Source organism: Pseudomonas sp. FR229a (genome assembly GCF_030209115.1).
In the GTDB taxonomy this organism is placed as follows: domain Bacteria; phylum Pseudomonadota; class Gammaproteobacteria; order Pseudomonadales; family Pseudomonadaceae; genus Aquipseudomonas; species Aquipseudomonas moraviensis_A.
In genome coordinates, this window is the sequence record NZ_JARVSP010000014.1 from 20,778 (window position 1) to 43,786 (window position 23,009).

The 23,009-nt window shown below is 58.9% G+C and carries 19 protein-coding genes and 2 tRNA genes; 1 reads left to right on the forward strand and 20 read right to left on the reverse strand.

Going from position 1 to position 23,009, the window contains the following annotated elements; all coding sequences use genetic code 11:
* Positions 1–124: 124 nt before the first annotated feature.
* From truB to rlmE, 13 genes are all read right to left on the reverse strand, one after another.
* Positions 125–1,042, reverse strand: coding sequence for a tRNA pseudouridine(55) synthase TruB (gene truB / locus QRN33_RS12670; RefSeq protein WP_024011571.1), 918 nt, complete (start codon positions 1,040–1,042; stop codon positions 125–127).
* A 4-nt stretch (positions 1,043–1,046) separates the two neighbouring features.
* On the reverse strand, positions 1,047–1,448 hold the full coding sequence (rbfA, locus tag QRN33_RS12675) for a 30S ribosome-binding factor RbfA (RefSeq protein WP_016771753.1): 402 nt from the start codon (positions 1,446–1,448) through the stop codon (positions 1,047–1,049).
* Positions 1,449–1,607: 159 nt separating this feature from the next.
* The gene (infB, locus tag QRN33_RS12680) at positions 1,608–4,139 is read right to left on the reverse strand and encodes a translation initiation factor IF-2 (RefSeq protein WP_042608863.1); all 2,532 of its coding nucleotides are present in this window, start codon (positions 4,137–4,139) and stop codon (positions 1,608–1,610) included.
* Between the two features lie 27 nt (positions 4,140–4,166).
* Positions 4,167–5,648 (reverse strand): transcription termination factor NusA, encoded by a 1,482-nt coding sequence (gene nusA, locus QRN33_RS12685; RefSeq protein ID WP_024011569.1) that lies wholly within the window; start codon positions 5,646–5,648, stop codon positions 4,167–4,169.
* Positions 5,649–5,695: 47 nt separating this feature from the next.
* A complete protein-coding gene (rimP, locus tag QRN33_RS12690; protein WP_007993601.1) occupies positions 5,696–6,154 on the reverse strand; it encodes a ribosome maturation factor RimP in 459 nt (152 codons plus the stop codon).
* A gap of 139 nt (positions 6,155–6,293) precedes the next feature.
* Positions 6,294–6,370 (reverse strand) — tRNA-Met (locus QRN33_RS12695).
* Between the two features lie 97 nt (positions 6,371–6,467).
* Positions 6,468–6,553 (reverse strand) — tRNA-Leu (locus QRN33_RS12700).
* A gap of 22 nt (positions 6,554–6,575) precedes the next feature.
* On the reverse strand, positions 6,576–6,959 hold the full coding sequence (gene secG / locus QRN33_RS12705) for a preprotein translocase subunit SecG (protein ID WP_016771756.1): 384 nt from the start codon (positions 6,957–6,959) through the stop codon (positions 6,576–6,578).
* Positions 6,960–6,963: 4 nt separating this feature from the next.
* Entirely contained in the window at positions 6,964–7,719 is a 756-nt protein-coding gene (tpiA, locus tag QRN33_RS12710) for a triose-phosphate isomerase (RefSeq protein ID WP_042608862.1), read from the reverse strand.
* Positions 7,720–7,784: 65 nt separating this feature from the next.
* The gene (glmM, locus tag QRN33_RS12715; protein ID WP_042608861.1) at positions 7,785–9,122 is read right to left on the reverse strand and encodes a phosphoglucosamine mutase; all 1,338 of its coding nucleotides are present in this window, start codon (positions 9,120–9,122) and stop codon (positions 7,785–7,787) included.
* 16 nt (positions 9,123–9,138) lie between these two features.
* A complete protein-coding gene (gene folP, locus QRN33_RS12720; RefSeq protein ID WP_285408840.1) occupies positions 9,139–9,990 on the reverse strand; it encodes a dihydropteroate synthase in 852 nt (283 codons plus the stop codon).
* An 8-nt stretch (positions 9,991–9,998) separates the two neighbouring features.
* Positions 9,999–11,906, reverse strand: a complete 1,908-nt coding sequence (ftsH, locus tag QRN33_RS12725; protein WP_016771759.1) for an ATP-dependent zinc metalloprotease FtsH — start codon at positions 11,904–11,906, stop codon at positions 9,999–10,001.
* A gap of 202 nt (positions 11,907–12,108) precedes the next feature.
* The gene (gene rlmE, locus QRN33_RS12730) at positions 12,109–12,738 is read right to left on the reverse strand and encodes a 23S rRNA (uridine(2552)-2'-O)-methyltransferase RlmE (RefSeq protein ID WP_039759551.1); all 630 of its coding nucleotides are present in this window, start codon (positions 12,736–12,738) and stop codon (positions 12,109–12,111) included.
* 101 nt (positions 12,739–12,839) lie between these two features.
* Between rlmE and QRN33_RS12735 the strand changes: the two genes are divergently transcribed.
* Positions 12,840–13,148 carry a YhbY family RNA-binding protein gene (locus QRN33_RS12735; protein ID WP_016771761.1) on the forward strand — a complete coding sequence of 103 codons (309 nt, stop codon included), beginning with the start codon at positions 12,840–12,842 and terminating at the stop codon, positions 13,146–13,148.
* Between the two features lie 9 nt (positions 13,149–13,157).
* Here QRN33_RS12735 and QRN33_RS12740 read toward each other — a convergent pair whose 3' ends face one another.
* The 7 genes from QRN33_RS12740 to dnaK form a co-directional block, all read right to left on the reverse strand.
* Positions 13,158–13,562, reverse strand: a complete 405-nt coding sequence (locus QRN33_RS12740; RefSeq protein ID WP_042608885.1) for a hypothetical protein — start codon at positions 13,560–13,562, stop codon at positions 13,158–13,160.
* A gap of 28 nt (positions 13,563–13,590) precedes the next feature.
* Positions 13,591–14,067: a transcription elongation factor GreA gene (gene greA, locus QRN33_RS12745; protein ID WP_039759729.1), complete on the reverse strand. Its 477-nt coding sequence runs from the start codon at positions 14,065–14,067 to the stop codon at positions 13,591–13,593.
* A 2-nt stretch (positions 14,068–14,069) separates the two neighbouring features.
* Complete coding sequence (gene carB, locus QRN33_RS12750) at positions 14,070–17,291, reverse strand: carbamoyl-phosphate synthase large subunit (RefSeq protein WP_039759558.1); 3,222 nt, start codon at positions 17,289–17,291, stop codon at positions 14,070–14,072.
* Between the two features lie 124 nt (positions 17,292–17,415).
* Complete coding sequence (gene carA, locus QRN33_RS12755) at positions 17,416–18,552, reverse strand: glutamine-hydrolyzing carbamoyl-phosphate synthase small subunit (RefSeq protein WP_064364500.1); 1,137 nt, start codon at positions 18,550–18,552, stop codon at positions 17,416–17,418.
* 258 nt (positions 18,553–18,810) lie between these two features.
* Positions 18,811–19,614: a 4-hydroxy-tetrahydrodipicolinate reductase gene (dapB, locus tag QRN33_RS12760; protein ID WP_016771766.1), complete on the reverse strand. Its 804-nt coding sequence runs from the start codon at positions 19,612–19,614 to the stop codon at positions 18,811–18,813.
* 9 nt (positions 19,615–19,623) lie between these two features.
* On the reverse strand, positions 19,624–20,748 hold the full coding sequence (dnaJ, locus tag QRN33_RS12765) for a molecular chaperone DnaJ (RefSeq protein WP_039759565.1): 1,125 nt from the start codon (positions 20,746–20,748) through the stop codon (positions 19,624–19,626).
* 297 nt (positions 20,749–21,045) lie between these two features.
* Positions 21,046–22,962: a molecular chaperone DnaK gene (gene dnaK / locus QRN33_RS12770; RefSeq protein WP_285408841.1), complete on the reverse strand. Its 1,917-nt coding sequence runs from the start codon at positions 22,960–22,962 to the stop codon at positions 21,046–21,048.
* Positions 22,963–23,009: the final 47 nt, after the last annotated feature.

Consider the following 23,009-nt stretch of genomic DNA (forward strand, 5'->3'; position numbering starts at 1 on the left):
AGGAAACTGTTTCAGGGAAACAGCTTCAACAGGCCAGGGACAAATCCCTGTATCTATAAATGAGTAGTGACCATGCCTGTTAACAGCCACACTCGCCGGCCCGCTTGACGCAGACCGGTTCCGGTCATTCTGACCGAATCAAGCGACGCGGCGCGATGCGCCCGTCTTCGCTCACTTCACCGATACCGATGAAGCGACCATTATGATCCTGTACTCGCACCATGCCGAACTTCGGCGCATCCGGGGCACGCACCGGCTGGCCGTTGAGCCAGTAGAACGCGCTCGCCTCGGAGAAGTGCAGCAACGGCCAATCCTGCAGGCCGCTGTCCGAAGGCATCAGGAAACGGTCGACCGCTTCGTTGCCACCTTCGGCATGTACCGCTTCCAGCTCTTCGAGGGTCACGGTCTGCGCGAGGGTGAAAGGCCCGGCCTGGGTCCGGCGCAATTCTGCGACGTAGGCACCACAACCGAGTTGCTCACCGATATCCTCCACCAGGGTACGAATATAGGTGCCCTTGCTGCAGTCCACCGCAAGCCGCGCAGTATCGCCTTCGAAGGCCAGCAATTCCAAGCGCGCAATAGTAACAGAACGCGGTTCGCGCTCCACTACTTCGCCTGCACGTGCCAGTTTGTACAGCGGCTGGCCATCACGCTTGAGCGCCGAGTACATCGGCGGTATCTGACTGATTTGCCCGCGAAATTTCGGCAGAACCGCTTCGACATCGGCGCGACCAACGGTCACCGGACGCTCCTGCAAAACCTCACCTTCGGCATCGGCCGTGGTGGTGGTCTTGCCGAGTTGCGCCAGGGTCTCGTAGCCCTTGTCGGAATCGAGCAGGTATTGCGAGAACTTGGTCGCCTCGCCGAAGCACAGCGGCAACACGCCGGTGGCCAGCGGGTCGAGGCTGCCGGTGTGCCCGGCCTTCTCGGCATTGAGCAGCCAGCGCACCTTCTGCAACGCGGCGTTGGAAGTGAAACCCAACGGCTTGTCGAGCAGGATGATGCCGCTGACGTTACGACGGATACGTTTGACCTGAGCCACCGAATTACTCCTTGGTGTCTTCAGGTGCTGGAGCGGCAACGTGCTGATTGTCTTCAGCCACGGCGCGCTCGATCAGTGCCGACAGGTGCGCACCACGCACGACGGATTCGTCGTAGTGGAAGTGCAGCTGCGGCACACTGCGCAGCTTCATTTCGCGGGCCAGTTGCATGCGCAGGAAACCTGCGGCGGCATTGAGCACCTTGATGCTTTGCGCGATGTCTTCAGCGTTGTCCTGACCCATCACCGTGATGAAAATCTTCGCGTGACCGACGTCACGGGACACTTCCACAGCAGTGATGGTGACCAGGCCGACGCGCGGGTCTTTGACTTCGCGACGGATCAGTTGCGCCAGCTCGCGCTGCATCTGATCGCCGATACGTTGGGTACGGCTGTATTCTTTTGCCATGATTTGTTACCTGTTACTGCCCAGCGGTGAAACCCGCAAGGTCTGAAAGCGGCAAACGCCCGGCCTGACAAAAGCCAGACCGGGCGTTGCGTTTAGAGTCCGGACGCTGGGCCGTGCATTTGCATGCTACGGCCCATCGTGGCCCTTGAAGTGCGCGAGTCAGAGGCTGCGAGCAACCTGAACCTTCTCGAAGACTTCGATCTTGTCGCCGACTTTGACGTCGTTGTAGCTCTTCACGCCGATACCGCACTCCATGCCGGCACGTACTTCGGAAGCGTCATCCTTGAAGCGGCGCAGGGATTCCAGCTCGCCTTCGAAGATAACGATGTCTTCGCGCAGTACGCGGATCGGACGGTTACGGTGCACGACACCTTCAATCACCATGCAACCGGCGATCGCGCCAAACTTCGGCGAACGGAACACGTCACGCACTTCGGCCACACCCAGGATGTTCTCGCGAACATCGCTGCCGAGCATACCGGTCAGGGCTTTCTTGACGTCTTCGATGATGTCGTAGATCACGTTGTAGTAACGCATATCCAGACCTTCCTGCTCGACAATCTTGCGAGCGCCAGCATCGGCACGCACGTTGAAGCCGAACAGTACAGCGTTGGAAGCCAGTGCCAGGTTGGCGTCGGATTCGGTGATACCACCGACACCGCCACCCACGACGCGCACTTGCACTTCATCGTTGCCCAGGCCATTCAAGGCACCGTTCAACGCTTCAAGCGAACCACGGACGTCGGACTTGAGGACGATGTTGAGCGTCTTCTTCTCGGCCTGACCCATGTTTTCGAAGATGTTTTCCAGCTTGCCGGCGTGAGCGCGAGCCAGTTTGACTTCGCGGAACTTGCCTTGACGGAACAGAGCCACTTCACGGGCTTTCTTCTCGTCGGCAACCACACTCATCTCGTCGCCAGCGTCCGGGGTACCGTCCAGGCCGAGGATCTCGACAGGGATGGATGGACCGGCTTCCTTGATCGGCTTGCCGTTCTCGTCGAGCATGGCACGCACGCGGCCGTAGTTCGAACCGACCAGAACCATATCGCCTTGACGCAGCGTACCGTCCTGAACCAGCACGGTTGCCACCGGGCCACGACCCTTGTCGAGACGCGATTCAACCACGACACCACGGCCAGGAGCCGATGGAGTAGCTTTCAGCTCGAGAACTTCGGCCTGCAGCAGAACGGCTTCAAGCAGCTCGTCCACGCCAGTACCCATCTTCGCCGAAACCGGAACGAATGGTGTGTCGCCACCCCAGTCTTCGGAAGTCACGCCGTGAACCGACAGCTCGCTGCGGATGCGATCGAGATCGGCGCCCGGCTTGTCGATCTTGTTCACTGCGACCACCAGCGGCACGCCAGCTGCCTGAGCATGCTGAACGGCTTCGATGGTTTGCGGCATCACGCCGTCGTCCGCTGCAACCACGAGGATCACGATGTCGGTCGCCTTGGCACCACGGGCACGCATTGCGGTAAACGCGGCGTGACCCGGGGTGTCGAGGAAAGTGACCATGCCGCGATCAGTCTCAACGTGGTACGCACCGATGTGCTGGGTGATACCGCCGGCTTCGCCAGCAGCTACCTTGGCACGACGGATGTAGTCGAGCAGGGAAGTCTTACCGTGGTCAACGTGGCCCATTACGGTCACGACTGGAGCACGGGAGAACGACTCACCTTCAAACTTCAGGGACTCGGCCAGGGAATCTTCCAGAGCGGTGTCGCTGACCAGGGTCACTTTGTGGCCCAGTTCTTCGGCTACCAGTTGAGCAGTTTCCTGATCAAGCACCTGGTTGATGGTCGCTGGGGTACCCAGTTTGAACATGAACTTGATGATTTCAGCAGCCTTGACCGACATCTGGTTGGCCAGATCGCCAACCGTGATGGTCTCGCCGATCTGCACATCACGCACGACAGGGCCGGTAGGGCTCTGGAAACCGTGGGCGTTGCGCTTCTTCAGCTTGGCCTTGCCGCGACCACCACGACGGAAGCCATCGCTTTCTTCGTCGGTAGTGCGTGGTGCCACACGTGGCGCCGGAGCTTTTTCCTTGACCGATGCGCGATGCGGAGCGTTTTTGCGCTCGCCATCACCGCCACCGCTGCGACGATTGTTGTCGTCGGCACGTGGCTTGTCCGGACGGCGCTGTTCGTTCTGCTTGTTGCGAACGTCAGCCGAAGGAGCAGGAGCAGCAGCCACCACCGGTGCGCTTTCGCGAACAGGTTCGGCAGCGGCAGCCGGCGCCGCGACGGCGTCGCTGGCAGCGGTTTGCGCAGCAGCAGGCTGGCGACGCGCTTCTTCTTCGGCGCGTTGCTTGGCTTCTTCTTCAGCCTTCTGACGGGCAGCATTTTCTACTGCGCGGCGCTCATCCAGTTCACGCTTGCGCTCGGCTTCGATTTCTTCCGGGCTACGCTGTACGAAAACTTTCTTCTTGCGAACTTCAACGCTGATGCTCTTGCTACCAGCCACACGCAGGGTGCTGGTGGTTTTACGCTGCAGCGTGATCTTGCGTGGTTCTTCCACTTTCGCCTTGTGACTGCTCTTCAAGTGAGTCAGCAGGGATTGCTTCTCACTGTCAGTCACATTTTCGTCGGCGGCGGTGTGCGGCAGACCTGCCTCACGCATCTGCTGCAACAGGCGCTCTACCGGTGTTTTGACCTCATCGGCCAGTTGTTTCACCGTGACTTGCGTCATGCACTTCTCTCCTCAGGCCGCGCCTAATTACTCGAACCAGTGGGCTCGGGCGGCCATGATCAACTTGCCGGCACGATCATCGTCAATGCCGTCGATGTCGAGCAGGTCGTCAATAGACTGCTCGGCCAGGTCTTCGCGGGTAATTACGCCGCGCACCGCCAGTTCCATCGCCAAATCCTTGTCCATACCCTCAAGCGAGAGCAGGTCTTCGGCCGGATGGGCGTCTGCCAGCTTTTCCTCAGTAGCGATGGCTTTGGTCAACAAGCGATCCTTGGCGCGAGCACGAAGCTCGTTGACGATGTCCTCGTCAAAGCCGTCGATGTTGAGCATCTCCTCCACCGGTACGTAGGCAATCTCTTCCAGGCTGGTGAAGCCTTCATCTACCAGCACCTGAGCCAGCTCTTCGTCGACTTCCAGCTCGTCGATGAAGTTGCGCAGGATGTCGCCGGTTTCTGCTTGCTGCTTAGCCTGGATGTCCGATTCGGTCATCACGTTCAGGGTCCAGCCAGTCAACTGGCTGGCCAGACGCACGTTCTGACCACCGCGACCGATGGCCTGAGCCAGATTGTCTGCGCCAACGGCGATGTCCATGGCATGGGCATCTTCGTCAACGATAATTGCCGCAACCTCGGCCGGGGACATGGCGTTGATCACGAACTGGGCCGGGTTGTCGTCCCACAGCACGATATCAACACGCTCGCCGCCCAACTCACCCGATACCGCCTGGACGCGCGAACCGCGCATACCGATGCAGGCACCTTGCGGATCGATGCGCTTGTCCTTGGAACGGACGGCGATCTTGGCGCGCGAACCCGGATCACGGGAGGCGGCCATGACCTCGATGAGGCCTTCAGCGATTTCCGGCACTTCGATACGGAACAGCTCGATCAGCATTTCCGGCGCGGTACGCGACAGGATCAGCTGCGGGCCGCGGTTCTCGGTGCGGATTTCCTTGAGCAGCGCACGCAGACGCACGCCGACACGGAAGGTTTCGCGAGAAATGATGTCTTCGCGGGCCAGCAACGCTTCAGCGTTGTTGCCCAGATCGACGATCACGTTGTCGCGGGTGACTTTTTTCACGGTGCCGGAGATGATTTCCCCCAGGCGCTCGCGATAGGCGTCGACCACTTGAGCGCGCTCGGCTTCGCGAACTTTCTGCACGATGACCTGCTTGGCAGTCTGTGCAGCGATGCGGCCGAACTCGATGGATTCGATTTTCTCTTCGACGACGTCACCGACCTTGGCGCCAGGATGCGTTTCGGCAACCTTGCTAGGCCAGGTCTCGATGGCCGGATCGTCGAGATCATTTTCTTCGACGACCGTCCAGCGACGGAAGGTTTCGTAGGAACCGGTGTGGCGGTTGATTTCCACACGCAGGTCCACTTCGTCTTCAAAACGCTTTTTGGTAGCAGTGGCCAGAGCCAGCTCCAGCGCTTCAAAAATTACGCTTGCCGGTACACCCTTTTCATTGGATACCGACTCAACAACCAGCAGTACTTCTTTGCTCATCGTACGCCTCGCCTTTCGCAAGCCATTGGATCCGCGGGATCCGCGTCTCAGTCAAAACTGGGAATAATGTTGGCCTTGTCGATCATATCGATCGGCAACAGGAACTCGTGGTCTTCTACCTGCACCACGACGTCCTGCTCTTCTACACCGCGCAGAAGGCCCTGAAAGTTGCGTCGACCTTCGAAAGGCGAGCGCAGCTTGATCTTCACTTGTTCACCGGCAAATTTGGCAAACTGCTCAAGAGTGAACAGCGGGCGCTCCATGCCAGGCGAGGAAACTTCAAGGGTGTATTCAACGGCGATCGGATCTTCAACATCCAGAACACCGCTGATCTGACGGCTGACAATGGCGCAGTCGTCCACCAGCACGCCACCCTCTTTATCGATATAAACGCGCAACATCGAGTGCCGACCCTGAGCCGAAAACTCGATACCCCAGCATTCATAGCCCAGGGCCACGACCACCGGGGCCAGCAAGGCCTGCAACTCTTCTAGCTTGCTCGACACCTGAACCCCCTAGTGCATGATATGTGCATGCTTTGCAAAATAAAAAAATGGGCATAACGCCCATCCTTGAAACGCCGTCGAACAGCGGCGTTGAAAGTATCCAGCTAACAAAAAGCCCCTTAAAAGGGGCTCCTTAAACTGGTTGCGGGGGCCGGATTTGAACCGACGACCTTCGGGTTATGAGCCCGACGAGCTACCAGACTGCTCCACCCCGCGACAAAGCTGGGGCGGAAGTATACGACCGATCCCTTTTAGGGTCAATGTAACCTTCCACCTGCAAGAAAGCCCGCAACAGCGGGCTCTCCTGACTAATTGGTACCGAGAAGGGGACTCGAACCCCTACACCCTATGGGCACAACCACCTCAAGGTTGCGTGTCTACCAATTCCACCACCTCGGCAATACTACGTTTGAAACTCTTCTTACTTCTGCTCTTGAGCTGGAGGCACGTCAGTCGCTGGAGTAGCCGACTTTTGCTCTTGAAGCACCGGGACATCATCAGAAGCCGGTTGTTGCTTAGGTACTTCCAACACTGCTGGATCTGGCAAACCTGCTTGAGTCAGCTGATGAGCCTTCTCTTTAGCAAAGTAACCTAACCCCAGGCTGGTTATAAAGAAACCGGCGGCAAGTATAGCAGTAAACTTACTAAGAAAGGTAGAGGAACCTTGGCTTCCGAACACAGTATTTGAAGCACCTGCTCCGAAAGACGCGCCAGCGTCCGCACCCTTACCCTGCTGCAGCAAAACCAGAGCAACTACGCCCAATGCACCCAGCAGATGAAAAACGACTACGACTGTTTCCAGCATTTTTTCAGTTTCCCGCGGCGCGACAGATCGCACCGAACTCATCTGCATTCAGGGAAGCTCCACCAATGAGCCCCCCATCGATATCCGGCATGCCGAACAGTTCGACCGCATTGGCCGCCTTCACGCTGCCGCCGTATAGAAGTCGCACATTTCGTGCGACTTCAGAATTCTCTGCCGCCAACTGCTCGCGAATGGCTTTATGCACATCCTGAGCCTGTTGCGGCGTTGCAGTCAGCCCGGTACCAATGGCCCAGACCGGCTCGTAAGCAATTACTGCCTTGGCAAAAGCACCGACACCCAGCTCCTCGATGATGCTGCCCAGCTGACGCCCGACAACTTCAAGAGTTTTTCCGGCTTCGCGTTGCTCAAGGGTCTCCCCCACACACAACACCGGAATCAAGCCACATGCCTGTGCCGCTGCGAACTTGCGATTCAGCATCCCGTCTCGCTCGCCCAGAATCTGGCGGCGTTCGGAGTGCCCGACAAGCACCAGGGAACAACCTGCATCCACCAACTGACTGGGAGCAATCTCACCGGTCAGCGCACCTTGCATGGCTTCCACCGCAGAATTCTGCGCGCCGACCGAAATCGACTTGCCTTTCAAGCCATCAATCACTTGATTGATATACAAGCAAGGCGGGAACACCGCGACATCAACACCGCTTGGCAAGGCCAGATGACGAAGGCCGTTGATCAGCTCAGCGACGCTGGCGCGGGTACCGTGCATCTTCCAGTTACCAGCTACCATAGGGCGACGCATGCTGTACCTCGTCGGTCAAAGTGGGCGCAGATGTTACCCAACACAATCATGGCTTGCAAGCCGTATCAGGCAGAAACTTCGGTTACCAGTTTTGCCAGCTCTTCGGCATAGCCGCGAACCTGGTTTTCGTCCTCGCCTTCGACCATTACGCGCACCAGAGGCTCTGTGCCGGACTTGCGCAGAAGCACGCGACCGCGCCCCGCCATCGCCTGGGTTACGCGGGCGCTGGCTTCCTTGACAGCCGGATGCTCCAGTGGGCTTTCACCGCCGCCGAAGCGGACGTTGATCAGCACCTGAGGGCACTTGCGCAAAGCCTGTCGGGTTTGGGCGAGACCTTCATTGCGGGATTTCAGAGCCATCAACACCTGCAGGGCCGCGATGATCGCGTCGCCCGTGGTGGTGTGATTGAAGCAGACCACATGCCCGGAGTTCTCTCCGCCGACAAGCCAGTTGCGCTCTTGCAGCTCAGCGATGACATAGCGGTCACCGACATTGGCACGAACGAACGGGATCGACAGATCTGCCAGGGCCAGCTCAAGGCCGAGGTTGCTCATCAGCGTACCGACCACTCCACCCTGCAACTTGCCGCGCTCATGCAGATCGCGGGCAATGATAAACAGCAGATCATCGCCATCGACGATGGTACCGGTGTGATCAACCATCAACACGCGATCGCCATCACCATCGAAAGCGATGCCGAGGTCGGCGTGTTCGGCCAGCACCGCAGCCTGCAACGGCCCCATGTGCGTGGAACCACAGTTATCGTTGATGTTCAGCCCGTTCGGCTGGGCAGACAGCACGACAACTTCGGCGCCCAGTTCACGGAAGACGCTCGGCGCCACCTTATAGGTCGCACCGTGCGCACAGTCGATGACTATTTTCAGGCCGGAGAAATTGGTTCCGGAAGGCACGCTGCTTTTGCAGAACTCGATGTAGCGACCCGATGCATCATTGATTCGCGAGACTTTGCCGATCTTGCTCGATTCGACGACGGTCATCGGCGTATCCAGCAACTCTTCGATCATCAACTCCAATTCATCAGGCAGCTTGGTGCCTTTGCCTGAGAAGAACTTGATGCCGTTGTCGTCATGCGGATTGTGCGATGCACTGATCACGATCCCGGCTTCAGCCTGGAAGGTACGCGACAGATAGGCGATGGCTGGCGTCGGCATCGGGCCGAGCAGCATCACATCGGCGCCCGCCGAGGTCAGCCCGGCCTCGAGTGCGGACTCGAACATATAGCCGGAGATTCGCGTGTCCTTGCCGACCAGCACCTTGCACGCACCCATCTTGCGGAACGCCATGCCAGCCGCCCAGCCGAGCTTGAGCATGAAATCAGGCGTGATCGGGTATTCACCAACACGACCGCGAATGCCGTCGGTACCAAAATATTTCTTGCTCATAAGTGCTCCATCATTCTTATTCGGCTGATTCTACGGCCGCGATCATTCGCACCACATCGACAGTTTCCGCCACATCGTGGACGCGCAATATTCGCGCGCCCTTTACCGACGCCAGCGCCGCCAGCGCCAGACCGCCATGCAGACGCTCACCCACGGGACGGTTCAAAGCGTGGCCAATCATACTCTTGCGCGAAACACCCACCAGCAGTGGCCGACCCAGTGCGTGCAGGGCCTCCATGTGCTTGAACAAGCTTAGATTGTGCTGCAAGGTTTTGGCGAAGCCGAAGCCGGGATCGAGAATGATCCGCTCGGCGGGAATGCCCGCCTGCGCACACTGATCCATGCGCTCGGCCAGAAACTCGCCGACCTCACGAGTGACATCCTGGTAATGCGGATTGTCCTGCATATCGCCCGGCTCGCCGAGCATGTGCATCAGACACACCGGCAATCCGGTCGCCGCCGCCGCGTCCAGCGCGCCATCGCGACGGAGCGAACGTACATCGTTGATCAACCCGGCACCGAGTCGTGCGGTTTCGCACATGACCGCTGGCGTGGAAGTATCGACCGAGATGATGACATCCAGCTCGCGATTGATCAGCTCGACTATCGGTGCGACGCGCTCAAGCTCCTCCAGAGGAGAAACCGCTCGAGCACCCGGCCGGGTCGATTCGCCGCCGACATCGATCAGCGTCGCACCAGCCAGCACCATGGCTTCGGCGTGGCGCAGAGCTGCGTCCAGCTGGCTGTAACGACCACCGTCGGAAAAGGAATCGGGAGTGACATTGAGAATGCCCATGACATGCGTATGGGCCAAATCAAGAACCCGGTTGCCGCAAGGCAACCGGGTCAGGGACTGAACAGAAGTCATTTCAAACCTTAAACGTCAGCAGCCGGACCGCCAATCGGTTTTTCCGGACGCTCGTCCTGCACGACAGGCGGCGGAGGCGTACCGGTGCCACCGGACCAGTCACGCGGCTCGCGAGGTGTGCGACCGGCCATGATGTCGTCGATCTGCTCGGCATCGATGGTTTCGTACTTCATCAGCGCATCAGCCATGGCATCCAGCTTGTCACGGTTATCCGTGAGGATCTGCTTGGCGGTGCCGTAGCACTGATCGATGATGCTGCGCACTTCGGAGTCGATCAGCTTGGCTGTCTCACCCGAGAAGCTGGCCGCCTGACCGCCGCCGCCGCGACCGAGGAATACTTCACCCTCTTCTTCGGCGTACATCAGCGGACCGAGTTTTTCCGACAAGCCCCACTTGGTCACCATGTTCCGGGCAATCTGACTTGCACGCATGATGTCGTTGGAGGCACCGGTGGTCACACCATCGAAGCCCAGCGTCATTTCCTCAGCGATACGGCCGCCGTACAACGAGCAGATCTGACTGATCAACGCACGCTTGGACAGGCTGTAGCGATCTTCTTCCGGCAGGAACATGGTCACACCCAGCGCACGACCGCGCGGGATGATCGATACCTTGTAGACCGGATCATGCTCAGGTACGACGCGACCCACGATGGCGTGGCCAGCTTCGTGATAAGCAGTGTTCTGTTTTTCTTTCTCGGACATGACCATGGATTTGCGCTCGGCACCCATCATGATCTTGTCTTTGGCCAGTTCGAACTCTTTCATCTCGACGATACGCTTGCCGCTACGGGCAGCGAACAGCGACGCCTCGTTGACCAGGTTGGCCAGGTCAGCACCGGAGAAGCCCGGAGTACCACGTGCGATTACCGCCGGAGCAACGTCGTCGCCCATTGGCACTTTGCGCATGTGCACTTTCAGAATCTGCTCGCGACCACGAATGTCCGGCAAGCCAACCACCACCTGACGGTCGAAACGGCCCGGACGCAGCAGCGCAGGGTCGAGTACGTCGGGACGGTTGGTTGCGGCAATCACGATGATGCCGTCGTTCATTTCGAAGCCGTCCATCTCTACCAGCAACTGGTTGAGAGTCTGCTCACGCTCATCGTGACCACCACCCATACCGGCGCCACGATGGCGACCCACGGCATCGATTTCGTCGATGAAGATGATGCACGGTGCGTGCTTCTTGGCCTGCTCGAACATGTCGCGGACACGGCTGGCGCCGACACCAACGAACATTTCGACAAAGTCGGAACCGGAAATGGTGAAGAACGGCACTTTCGCTTCGCCGGCAATCGCCTTGGCCAGCAAGGTTTTACCGGTACCCGGTGGGCCTACCATCAGCACACCGCGCGGGATACGGCCGCCCAGACGCTGGAATTTACCCGGATCACGCAAGAACTCGACCAGTTCGCCGACTTCTTCCTTGGCTTCGTCGCAACCGGCAACGTCAGCCAACGTGGTCTTGACCTGATCCTCGGAGAGCAGGCGCGCCTTGCTCTTGCCGAAGCTCATCGGCCCGCCCTTGCCACCGGCACCGCCCTGCATCTGGCGCATGAAGAACATGAACACCGCGATGATCACCAGGATCGGGAAGCTGGCTACCAGAAGCTGGGTCCAGATGCTTTGCTGTTCAGGCTGCTTGCCTTCAACCACAACGTGATTGTCGACCAGATCGCCGATCAGGCCATTGTCCTGGATTGCCGGACGAATGGTCTTGAAGCTATCGCCATCGGTGCGCTTGCCGGTAATCACATAGCCATCGACGGCTACGCGCTCGACCTTGCCATCCTTGACCTGCTGGATGAAGTCGGAATAGTTGAGGGTCTGCGGCTCGTTAGGGCTGGAGAAGTTGTTCATCACCGTCACCAGGACAGCCGCGATGATCAACCACAGGATCAGATTCTTTGCCATATCGTTCAATTAACTACCCTCTGAAGCAAGCTCCGCTACTGGCGCGCGCTTCGCATGATATTCACCGGCCTAACTTACTACATTACCTACAACTCTGGCAGGCGCCGTCTGTAACCCTTTGTGAAACACTTTCTACACAATATTCGCTTATGCCCGCAGAGCGAAATATGAAAAACCTATCGCCCTGCCGAAAAACCTCGTTTTACGCATCACCGCCGCGATAACCCCAGGCCAGCATGTACTGCTCACGGGAGCTGCCACGGGAAGAGTCTGGCTTGATCATCTGGATCTTGTCGAATTTCTTGCGAGCATCCTTCAGATAAACATCGAACCCTTCGCCCTGGAAAATCTTGATGACGAAATTGCCACCGGGCTTGAGTATCCGCTCCGCCAGATCCAGCGCCAGCTCACAAAGGAACATGGCCTTGGGCATATCCACTTCGGGTGTACCACTCATATTGGGGGCCATATCGGAAATCACAAGGTCCACCTGCGAATTACCGACGGCCTCGAGGATTTCGGCAAGCACCGAGTCTTCAGTGAAGTCACCTTGAATGAAGGTCACGTCCGGAATGCCATCCATCTCAAGGATGTCAGAAGCGATCAGACGCCCCTGACCACCGATCAGCCGACTGGTGACCTGCGACCAGCCGCCCGGGGCCGCACCGAGGTCGACCACGCTCATGCCCGGACGGATCAATTTGTATTTTTCCTGGATCTCCAGAAGCTTGTAACTTGCACGCGAACGGTAGCCATCCTTCTGCGCCTGCTTCACATAAGGATCGTTGACATGTCTTTTCAGCCAACCAAGGCTTGTCTTGGAACGCGCCATTGGGCACCTCGATGATTAGGGTCGTGATTAGTTGGGCGGATCCACGAACCCTCGGGTAAAATGGCCGCCATTTTACAGAATCCAGACGAAAGGGTCAGATTATGCCGCTCACTCCAGAGCAGAAGAAACAGTACAAATCCATCGGCCACCACCTCAAACCAGTGTTGACGGTGGCGGACAACGGTTTGACTGAAGGTGTTTTAGCCGAACTTGAACGCGCCCTGGCGGATCACGAGCTGATCAAGATCAAGCTCAACATCCTCGATCGCGAGTCGCGCTTGGCGCACATCGCCGAACTGTGCAAGGTCGGCAAAGCGGACCTGGTTCAGGTCATCGGCAAGATGGCTCTGGTCTATCGCAAGAATTTCAGCGCCAACAAGCAGCTGTCGAACGTTCATCGCTTCAAGTGATGCGCAGGGTCAAGGGTGTGCTTCGCGCACCCTGCCACTCCATCCCGGCACCGGCTGCATGACCAGCACCAGCCCGGAAAACCCCAGCACCAGATAACTGAATACCTGCCAGCGCTGCGCATCCGGCCAGCCGACACGCACAGCGACATACATCGCGCACGCGTACAACGCCATCAACAGCACCTGCCCGCGAAAATCCCGCCATAGACTGCCGAGGCCTTCGGCCTGTACCAGCACTAAAGCCTGAAAGATCACGCACAGAGCGGCGAATCCCACCACCAGCACTTCGAATGCACTGGCTACTTCGTCGATCAACAGCGGCGCCAGGCCGATCTGGCCTAACGCCGGCTGCAAACCAAGGTGAATCAACCATAGACCACCGACCCAAAGCATCTGGGTCAGTTGCCAAAGTATGGCGCCCGCATGCAGCGGGCGCCTTCTTTCAGATGTGACGAACTTCGACAATCTCGTACTCGATCACGCCGCCTGGCGTTTTGACGGCAACTACATCGCCCTCTTCCTTGCCAATCAAGGCGCGGGCCAGCGGCGAACCGACGGAAATCTTGCCGAGTTTGAAGTCAGCCTCATCCTCACCCACGATGTGGTAAGTGACGCTTTCATCAGTCTCGACGTTGGCGATTTCCACGGTGGTACCGAAAATCACTTTGCCGGTATGCGGAATGGTCGTGACATCGATGATGACCTGATTCTGGATCCGGCCTTCGATGTCACGAATCCGCGCCTCGACCATGCCCTGCTGTTCGCGAGCGGCATGGTATTCAGCGTTTTCCTTCAAGTCACCCAACTCGCGGGCCGTACCGATGTCCTGGCTGAGCTTCGGACGAACGACCTTGGTCAGGTGAGCATGTTCTTCTTCCAGGGCTTTGGCGCCCTGAACAGTCATTGGGTACTTGGTTATGCTCATGCCTTCAATCCTGCGTGTAGATCCTGCAAGCGGCGCACGGTTTTTTCCGGACCGAACTTCAGCGCTTCGCAGATCGCTTCGCCCGCAGCGATGGTAGTGGTGCAGTAGATCTTGTGCTGCAGGGCGTTGCGACGAATGGAGTACGAATCGGCGATCGACTGACGACCTTCGGTGGTGTTGATGATCAGCGTGACTTCGTCATTCTTGATCATGTCGACCACGTGCGGACGCCCCTCGGTCACCTTGTTCACGCGGCGCACTTTCAGGCCTGCCGCTTCGATCAGCTTGGCAGTGCCGGCAGTGGCGACCACTTCGAAGCCCAAGTTGATCAGATCACGGGCCACGCCTGCAACCAGCGGCTTGTCATCATCGCGCACGCTGATGAACGCGGTACCGCCGGTCGGCAGCACTTCGCTGGCGCCCATCTGCGCCTTGGCGAATGCTTCGCCGAAGGTATCGCCGACGCCCATCACTTCACCGGTGGACTTCATCTCTGGGCCGAGGATCGGGTCAACGCCAGGGAATTTGGCGAACGGGAACACCGCCTCTTTCACGCTGTAGAAGTTCGGGATGATTTCCTTGGTGAAGCCGATTTCCTTCAGGGTCTTACCGGCCATCACGCGCGCTGCGATCATCGCCAGGGAAACACCGATGCACTTGGAAACGAACGGCACGGTACGCGAGGCGCGCGGGTTGACTTCGATGACGTAGATGTCTTCGCCCTGCAAAGCCAATTGCACGTTCATCAGGCCGACAACGCCCAGTTCAAGGGCCATTTTCTTGACCTGTTCGCGCATCTCGTCCTGGATGTGCGCCGGCAGCGAGTACGGCGGCAGCGAGCATGCGGAGTCACCGGAGTGAACGCCCGCCTGTTCGATGTGCTGCATGATCGCGCCGATTACCACGTCTTTGCCGTCGCAAACCGCGTCCACGTCCATTTCGATGGCGCAGTTGAGGAAGTGGTCGAGCAGCACCGGGCTGTCGTTGGACACTTGCACCGCGTCACGCAGGTAACGCTTGAGCTCGTCTTCCTTGTAAACGATTTCCATCGCACGGCCGCCCAATACATACGACGGGCGCACCACCAACGGATAACCGATTTTCGCGGCGGCACGAACGGCTTCGTCTTCGCTGCGCACAGTGGCGTTTGGCGGCTGACGCAGGTTCAGGCGCTCGACCATTTGCTGGAAGCGCTCGCGGTCTTCGGCACGGTCGATGGCGTCAGGGCTGGTGCCGATAATCGGCACACCAGCAGCTTCCAGCGCGCGAGCCAGTTTCAGCGGAGTCTGGCCGCCGTACTGGACGATCACGCCCTTCGGCTTCTCGACGCGGCAGATTTCCAGCACGTCTTCCAGAGTTACCGGTTCGAAGTACAGACGGTCGGAAGTGTCGTAGTCAGTGGAAACGGTTTCCGGGTTGCAGTTGACCATGATGGTTTCGTAGCCGTCTTCGCGCAGAGCGAGAGCAGCGTGAACGCAGCAGTAGTCGAACTCGATGCCCTGGCCGATACGGTTCGGACCGCCACCCAGGATCATGATCTTGTCGCGACCCGACGGCGCGGCTTCGCACTCTTCCTCGTAAGTCGAGTACAGGTAAGCGGTGTCGGTGGCAAACTCGGCAGCGCAGGTGTCAACGCGCTTGTAGACCGGGAATACTTCCAGCTTCTGACGATGGGTGCGCAGGTTCTTCTCGGTGACGCCCAGCAGCTTGGCCAGACGCTGATCGGAGAAGCCTTTGCGCTTGAGCTTGAACATCAGGTCGCGGTCGATCGAGGACAGACCGAGGGTCTTGACCTTCTCTTCGTCCTTGATCAGGTCCTCGATCTGCACCAGGAACCACGGGTCGATCATGTTCATGCCGAAGATGTCTTCGACCGACAGACCGGCGCGGAAGGCGTCCGCTACGTACCAGATACGCTCGGCGCCCGGCACGGTCAGTTCGCGCTTGAGCACGCTCATGCTTTCCGGGTTGCTCAGATCAAGCTTCTCGTCCAGACCGCAAACGCCGACTTCCAGACCACGCAGGGCTTTCTGCAGGGATTCCTGGAAGGTGCGGCCGATGGCCATGACTTCACCGACCGACTTCATTTGCGTGGTCAGGCGCGCGTCAGCCTTGGCGAATTTCTCGAAGGCGAAGCGTGGCAGCTTGGTGACAACGTAGTCGATAGACGGTTCGAAGGACGCCGGGGTCTTGCCGCCGGTGATGTCGTTCGACAGCTCGTCGAGGGTGTAACCCACAGCCAGTTTGGCCGCGACCTTGGCGATCGGGAAACCGGTGGCTTTCGAAGCCAGTGCCGAGGAACGCGATACCCGCGGGTTCATTTCGATCACGACCATACGGCCAGTGTTCGGGCAGATACCGAACTGCACGTTGGAACCGCCTGTCTCGACGCCGATCTCGCGCAGGACCGCCAGCGAGGCGTTACGCAGGATCTGGTACTCCTTGTCGGTCAGGGTTTGCGCAGGAGCCACGGTGATCGAGTCACCGGTGTGCACGCCCATCGGGTCGAAGTTTTCGATCGAGCAGACGATGATGCAGTTGTCCTTTTTGTCGCGGACAACTTCCATTTCATATTCTTTCCAGCCGATCAGCGATTCGTCGATCAGCAGCTCTTTGGTCGGCGACAGGTCCAGACCACGGGCGCAGATTTCTTCGAACTCTTCACGGTTGTAGGCGATACCGCCACCGGTGCCGCCCATGGTGAAGGACGGACGGATGATGCACGGAAAACCGAGGGTTTCGAGGACCGCATTGGCCTCTTCCATGCTGTGGGCGATGCCGGAACGCGGGCACGCCAGGCCGATGGATTTCATCGCTTTGTCGAAACGCGAACGGTCTTCAGCCTTGTCGATGGTGTCGGCGTTGGCACCGATCATCTCTACGCCGAACTTCTCCAGAACGCCTTCGCGCTCCAGGTCAAGGGCGCAGTTCAGTGCAGTCTGGCCGCCCATGGTTGGCAGTACGGCGTCCGGACGCTCCTTCTCGATGATCTTGGCAACGGTCTGCCACTTGATCGGTTCGATGTAGGTAGCGTCGGCCATGTCCGGGTCGGTCATGATGGTGGCCGGGTTGGAGTTCACCAGGATGACGCGGTAACCCTCTTCGCGCAGGGCTTTGCAGGCCTGGGCGCCGGAGTAGTCGAATTCGCAGGCCTGGCCGATAACGATCGGGCCAGCGCCGAGAATCAGGATGCTTTTAATGTCTGTACGTTTTGGCATGGTTTGTCACTCAAATCCGCAGGTCAGTCGGCAAGCCGTCTTGATCGATTTCTGAAGTCCCGAAGGGGCCGCCGGGTGCCGGGGCCGCCCTCAAGGCTTCTCTCTACAGTCTCAAGGCGAACGCTTAGCGTCGCTTGGCCATCTCGTTGATGAAGCGGTCGAACAGTGGCGCGACATCGTTCGGGCCCGGGCTCGCTTCAGGGTGACCCTGGAAGCTGAACGCGCTCTTGTCGGTGCGCTCGATGCCTTGCAGGGTGCCGTCGAACAGCGACTTGTGGATCGCGCGCACGTTGGCTGGCAGGGTGGCTTCGTCTACCGCAAAACCGTGGTTCTGGCTGGTGATCATTACCACGCCGGTGTCCAGGTCCTGCACCGGGTGGTTGGCACCGTGGTGGCCGTGGCCCATTTTCAGGGTCTTGGCGCCGGAGGCCAGAGCCAGCAACTGGTGGCCGAGGCAGATGCCGAACACCGGCGTCTCGGTTTCCAGCACTTGCTTGATCGCCTGGATCGCGTAGTCGCATGGCTCCGGGTCACCAGGGCCGTTGGACAGGAACACGCCGTCCGGCTTGAGCGCCAGCACATCGGCGGCTGGAGTCTGAGCCGGCACCACGGTGACGCGGCAGCCGCGCTCGACCAGCATGCGCAGGATGTTGACCTTGACGCCGTAGTCGTAGGCAACCACATGGTATGGCAGTTCGGAGGCTTCGATGGTCGCGTGGCTGTCGGTTTTCAGATCCCAGACAGTCGAGCGCCATTCGTATTGAGTCTTGGTGCTGACGACTTTCGCCAGGTCCATGCCCTTCAGGCCCGGGAAGCCTTGCGCAGCGGCGATGGCCGCTTCTTCGGAGATGTTGTCGCCGGCCATGATGCAGCCGTTCTGTGCGCCTTTTTCACGCAGGATGCGGGTCAGGCGACGGGTGTCGATACCCGCGATTGCCACTACATTGTTGGCTTTCAGGTAATCGGACAGGGACATCGTGTTACGCCAGTTGCTCGCTACCAGCGGCAGGTCACGGATGACCAGGCCAGCGGACCATACGCGGTCGGACTCGGCGTCTTCCGGCGTGGTGCCGGTGTTGCCGATGTGCGGGTAAGTCAGGGTAACGATCTGTTGGGCGTAGGAAGGATCGGTAAGGATTTCCTGATAGCCGGTCATTGCGGTGTTGAACACCACCTCACCAACGGTCTGACCGTCGGCTCCAATGGCTTCGCCGCGAAAAATGCTGCCATCAGCAAGGGCGAGTATGGCTGGCTTAGTCAAGAAGACCTCCCGTAAATAACGCATGAAAGGGCAATCGCAGGTTGTAAAAAAGCGGAGTGACGTATGGACACGTCACCCCGCTTCTTCACTGAAATTATTCTGCGCGCTTTTAGTGGACACACTAAAGCTGTAGCTTACAGAAAAGGCCGTTTTTGGTCCACCGCTAAAGAGCCTTAAAGGCCGGAGAATGCGACAGGTCGTCGCCAAGCGGTAAAAACCGGCGCAAAACGGGACGTCTGCGCCGGGTTCAGCAACGACTCAACGCAGGTCGAGCACGTCTTGCATGTCGTACAGGCCCGGTTCGCGACCATCCAGCCACAGCGCCGCACGCACCGCGCCCTTGGCGAAGGTCATGCGGCTCGAAGCCTTGTGGGTGATCTCGACGCGCTCGCCATCGGCAGCGAACAGAACGGTGTGGTCACCGACGATGTCGCCGGCACGCACGGTGGCGAAACCAATGGTTTCACGCTCACGCGCACCGGTCTGACCTTCGCGACCGTAGACCGCGACCTTCTTCAGATCACGTCCCAGCGCATCGGCAATCACTTCACCCATGCGCACGGCGGTACCCGACGGGGCATCGACCTTGTGCCGGTGATGGGCTTCCATGATCTCGATATCGACATCGTCGCCCAGCACGCGCGCAGCGGTGTCGAGCAACTTCAGGCAGAGGTTGACGCCGACGCTGAAGTTGGCAGCGAAAACGATTGGAATGTCCTTGCCCGCCTCGGCCAGCAACTGCTTCTCTTCAACACTGAAACCGGTGGTACCGATGATCATCGCCTTGCCGTGTTTGCGGCAGAACGCGAGGTTCTTCAGGGTCACGGTCGGGTGGGTGAAGTCGATCAACACATCGAACTCTTCAACCACACGATCCAGATCACCGGACAGCGGCACGCCAATACGGCCCAGCGCTGCCAGCTCACCGGCATCCGCGCCAACCAGCGTGCTGTCGGGACGATCGACCGCCGCGGTCAGACCGGCGCCCGGCGTCTGCTGCACCGCTTCGATCAGGGTCTTGCCCATGCGCCCGGCGGCGCCCATCACTGCAATACGTCGCATGCCGACTCCTTACAAATCGCCGAAGAAACGCTTCACACCGTCGAACCAACCGGTGGTTTTCGGCGAATGGCTGTTGTCGTCAGCCAGGGAGCTGCGGAATTCTTCCAGCAGTTCACGCTGACGACGATTGAGGTTGACCGGCGTTTCCACAGCCACACGACACATCAGGTCACCGGCACCGCCGCCACGCACTGGCGCCACGCCTTTGCCGCGTACGCGGAACTGCTTGCCGGTCTGCGTGCCTTCGGGGATTTTCAGTTTGACGCGACCGTCGAGGGTCGGAATCTCCAGCTCGCCGCCCAACGCTGCGTCAACGAAGCTGATCGGCACTTCGCAGAACAGATGCTTGCCGTCACGCTGGAAGATGTCGTGCTCGCGCACATTGATCACAACATACAGGTCGCCAGTCGGCCCGCCCTGGGTACCCGCCTCGCCTTCGCCGGACAGACGAATGCGGTCGCCGGTATCAACACCGGCCGGCACTTTCACCGACAGGGTTTTGTACTCTTCGACGCGACCGTCGCCGTGGCAGGAGTCGCACGGATCGGAAATGATCTTGCCTTGGCCATGGCAGCGCGGGCAGGTCTGCTGCACCGAGAAGAAGCCCTGCTGCATGCGCACCTGGCCAATACCGCCGCAGGTCGGGCATGTCGTCGGCGAGGAGCCTTTCTTGGCGCCGGAACCATCGCACGGCTTGCAGTTGACCAGTGTCGGAACGCGGATATTCACCGACGTGCCGCGCACCGCTTCTTCCAGATTCAGCTCCAGGGTGTAGCGCAGATCGCTGCCACGCTGGGCGCCGCCACGGGAACCGCCGCGACCGCCGCCGAAAAAGTCACTGAAGACATCGCCAAAGATGTCCGAGAAGTTCTGGCCACCGAAACCGGCACCGCCGCCGCCCATGCTCGGATCGACACCGGCATGTCCGTACTGGTCGTATGCCGCGCGCTTGCTGGCGTCGGACAACACTTCATAGGCCTCGTTGGCCTCTTTGAATGCTTCTTCCGAAGCTTTGTCGCCGGGATTACGGTCGGGGTGGTGCTTCATGGCCAGACGGCGATAGGCCTTTTTCAGGTCCGCTTCGCTCGTGCCCCGCTCGACACCCAATACTTCGTAATAGTCACGCTTTGCCATAAGTTCTTTGCACTCTTAAGGACGTTCGGCAAACCCCTCCTGAGCCTCGCCAAACTCGTTGAGCCCCCATTAAGGCCCGGACCCAACTCACGTCAATTCAACGATCCTGGTCTTGATTGATGCGGTATCTGCGGCGCGAAAAGCAGGAGCATTCCCGGCCATACCGCCAGCATCCGAACGCTGTCGCATGCTGTAAAAATTCGCGTATTCCAGATACGCCAACGCGGGAGGCAAGCTCCCGCGCGGCGACATCCTACCAGTCACCGCCGCAAGGCAGTCAACCGGGCGACCAACAACTTACTTGTGATCTTTTACTTCTTCGAACTCGGCGTCGACAACGTCGTCAGCCTTCTCAGCCGATTCGCCTTGCGGGGCTGCGCCATCAGCTGGCTGAGCCTGTTCGGCGTACATCTTCTGAGCAACCGGAGCGGAGACTTTCGACAGCTCTTCAACCTTGGCTTCGATGGCAGCCTTGTCGTCGCCTTTGACGGCGGCTTCCAGAGCAACCACTGCAGCTTCGATTGCAGTCTTCTCTTCGGCGGTGACCTTGTCGCCCGCGTCAGCGATCATCTTGCGAGTCGAGTGCACCAGTGCATCACCCTGGTTACGGGCAGCGGCCAGTTCTTCGAACTTGCGGTCTTCCTCGGCATTCGCCTCGGCGTCACGCACCATGCGCTCGATTTCTTCGTCGGACAGACCGGAGTTGGCCTTGATCACGATCGACTGGGTCTTGCCGGTAGCCTTGTCTTTCGCGCCGACGTGCAGGATGCCGTTGGCGTCGATGTCGAAGGTCACTTCGATCTGCGGCACGCCACGTGGAGCTGGTGGAATGTCGGCCAGGTCGAACTTGCCCAGCGATTTGTTCTGTGCGGCTTGCTTGCGCTCGCCCTGCAGAACGTGAATGGTCACAGCGCCCTGGTTGTCGTCGGCAGTCGAGAACACTTGCGATTTCTTGGTAGGAATCGTGGTGTTTTTCTCGATCAGCGCGGTCATCACGCCACCCATGGTTTCGATACCCAGGGTCAGCGGGCTGACGTCGAGCAGCAGCACGTCTTTCACGTCACCGGCCAGAACAGCGCCCTGAATCGCAGCACCCATGGCAACGGCTTCGTCCGGGTTGACGTCTTTACGCGCTTCTTTACCGAAGAAATCGGTAACCAGCTTCTGCACCAGCGGCATACGAGTCTGACCACCGACCAGAATCACGTCGTTGATCGCGCTGACGTCGATACCAGCGTCTTTCATGGCAATGCGGCAAGGTTCGATGGTGCGCTGAACCAGGTCTTCAACCAGTGCTTCGAGCTTGGCACGCGAGATTTTCACGTTCAGGTGCTTAGGACCGGTCGCGTCTGCAGTGATGTACGGCAGGTTGACGTCGGTCGACTGAGCGGACGACAGTTCGATCTTGGCTTTCTCAGCGGCTTCTTTCAGGCGCTGCATGGCCAGCGGGTCACCTTTGAGGTTCATGCCGCTTTCTTTCTTGAATTCGTCAACGAGGTAGTCGATCAGACGAATGTCGAAGTCTTCACCGCCGAGGAAGGTGTCACCGTTGGTGGCCAACACTTCGAACTGGTGCTCACCGTCAACTTCAGCGATTTCGATTACGGAAACGTCGAAAGTACCGCCACCCAGGTCATAAACGATCACGGTGTGATCGCCCTTGGCCTTGTCCATACCGTAAGCCAGAGCGGCTGCAGTTGGTTCGTTGATGATACGTTTTACGTCCAGACCAGCGATGCGGCCGGCGTCTTTGGTGGCCTGACGCTGGCTGTCGTTGAAGTAGGCCGGAACGGTGATCACCGCTTCGGTCACTGCCTCGCCGAGGTAGTCTTCGGCGGTCTTCTTCATCTTCTTCAGAATTTCAGCCGAGATTTGTGGCGGAGCCATTTTCTGGCCGCTCACTTCAACCCAGGCGTCGTTGTTGTCAGCCTTGACGATCTTGTAAGGGACCATCTGGATGTCTTTCTGCACAACTTCTTCGTCGAAACGACGACCGATCAGACGCTTTACTGCGTACAGGGTGTTGTGCGGGTTGGTGACAGCCTGACGCTTGGCCGACTGACCTACCAGAATTTCGCCATCGTTGGCGTAAGCGATGATCGACGGCGTGGTACGCGCGCCTTCAGCGTTTTCAATAACTTTGGCTTTGCCGTTTTCCAGCACGGAGACGCAGGAGTTGGTAGTCCCCAGGTCGATACCGATAATTTTGCCCATGTTCACTCTCCCGAAACTTTGGATTTTGTTGCCGCAGCAGTGGTGGC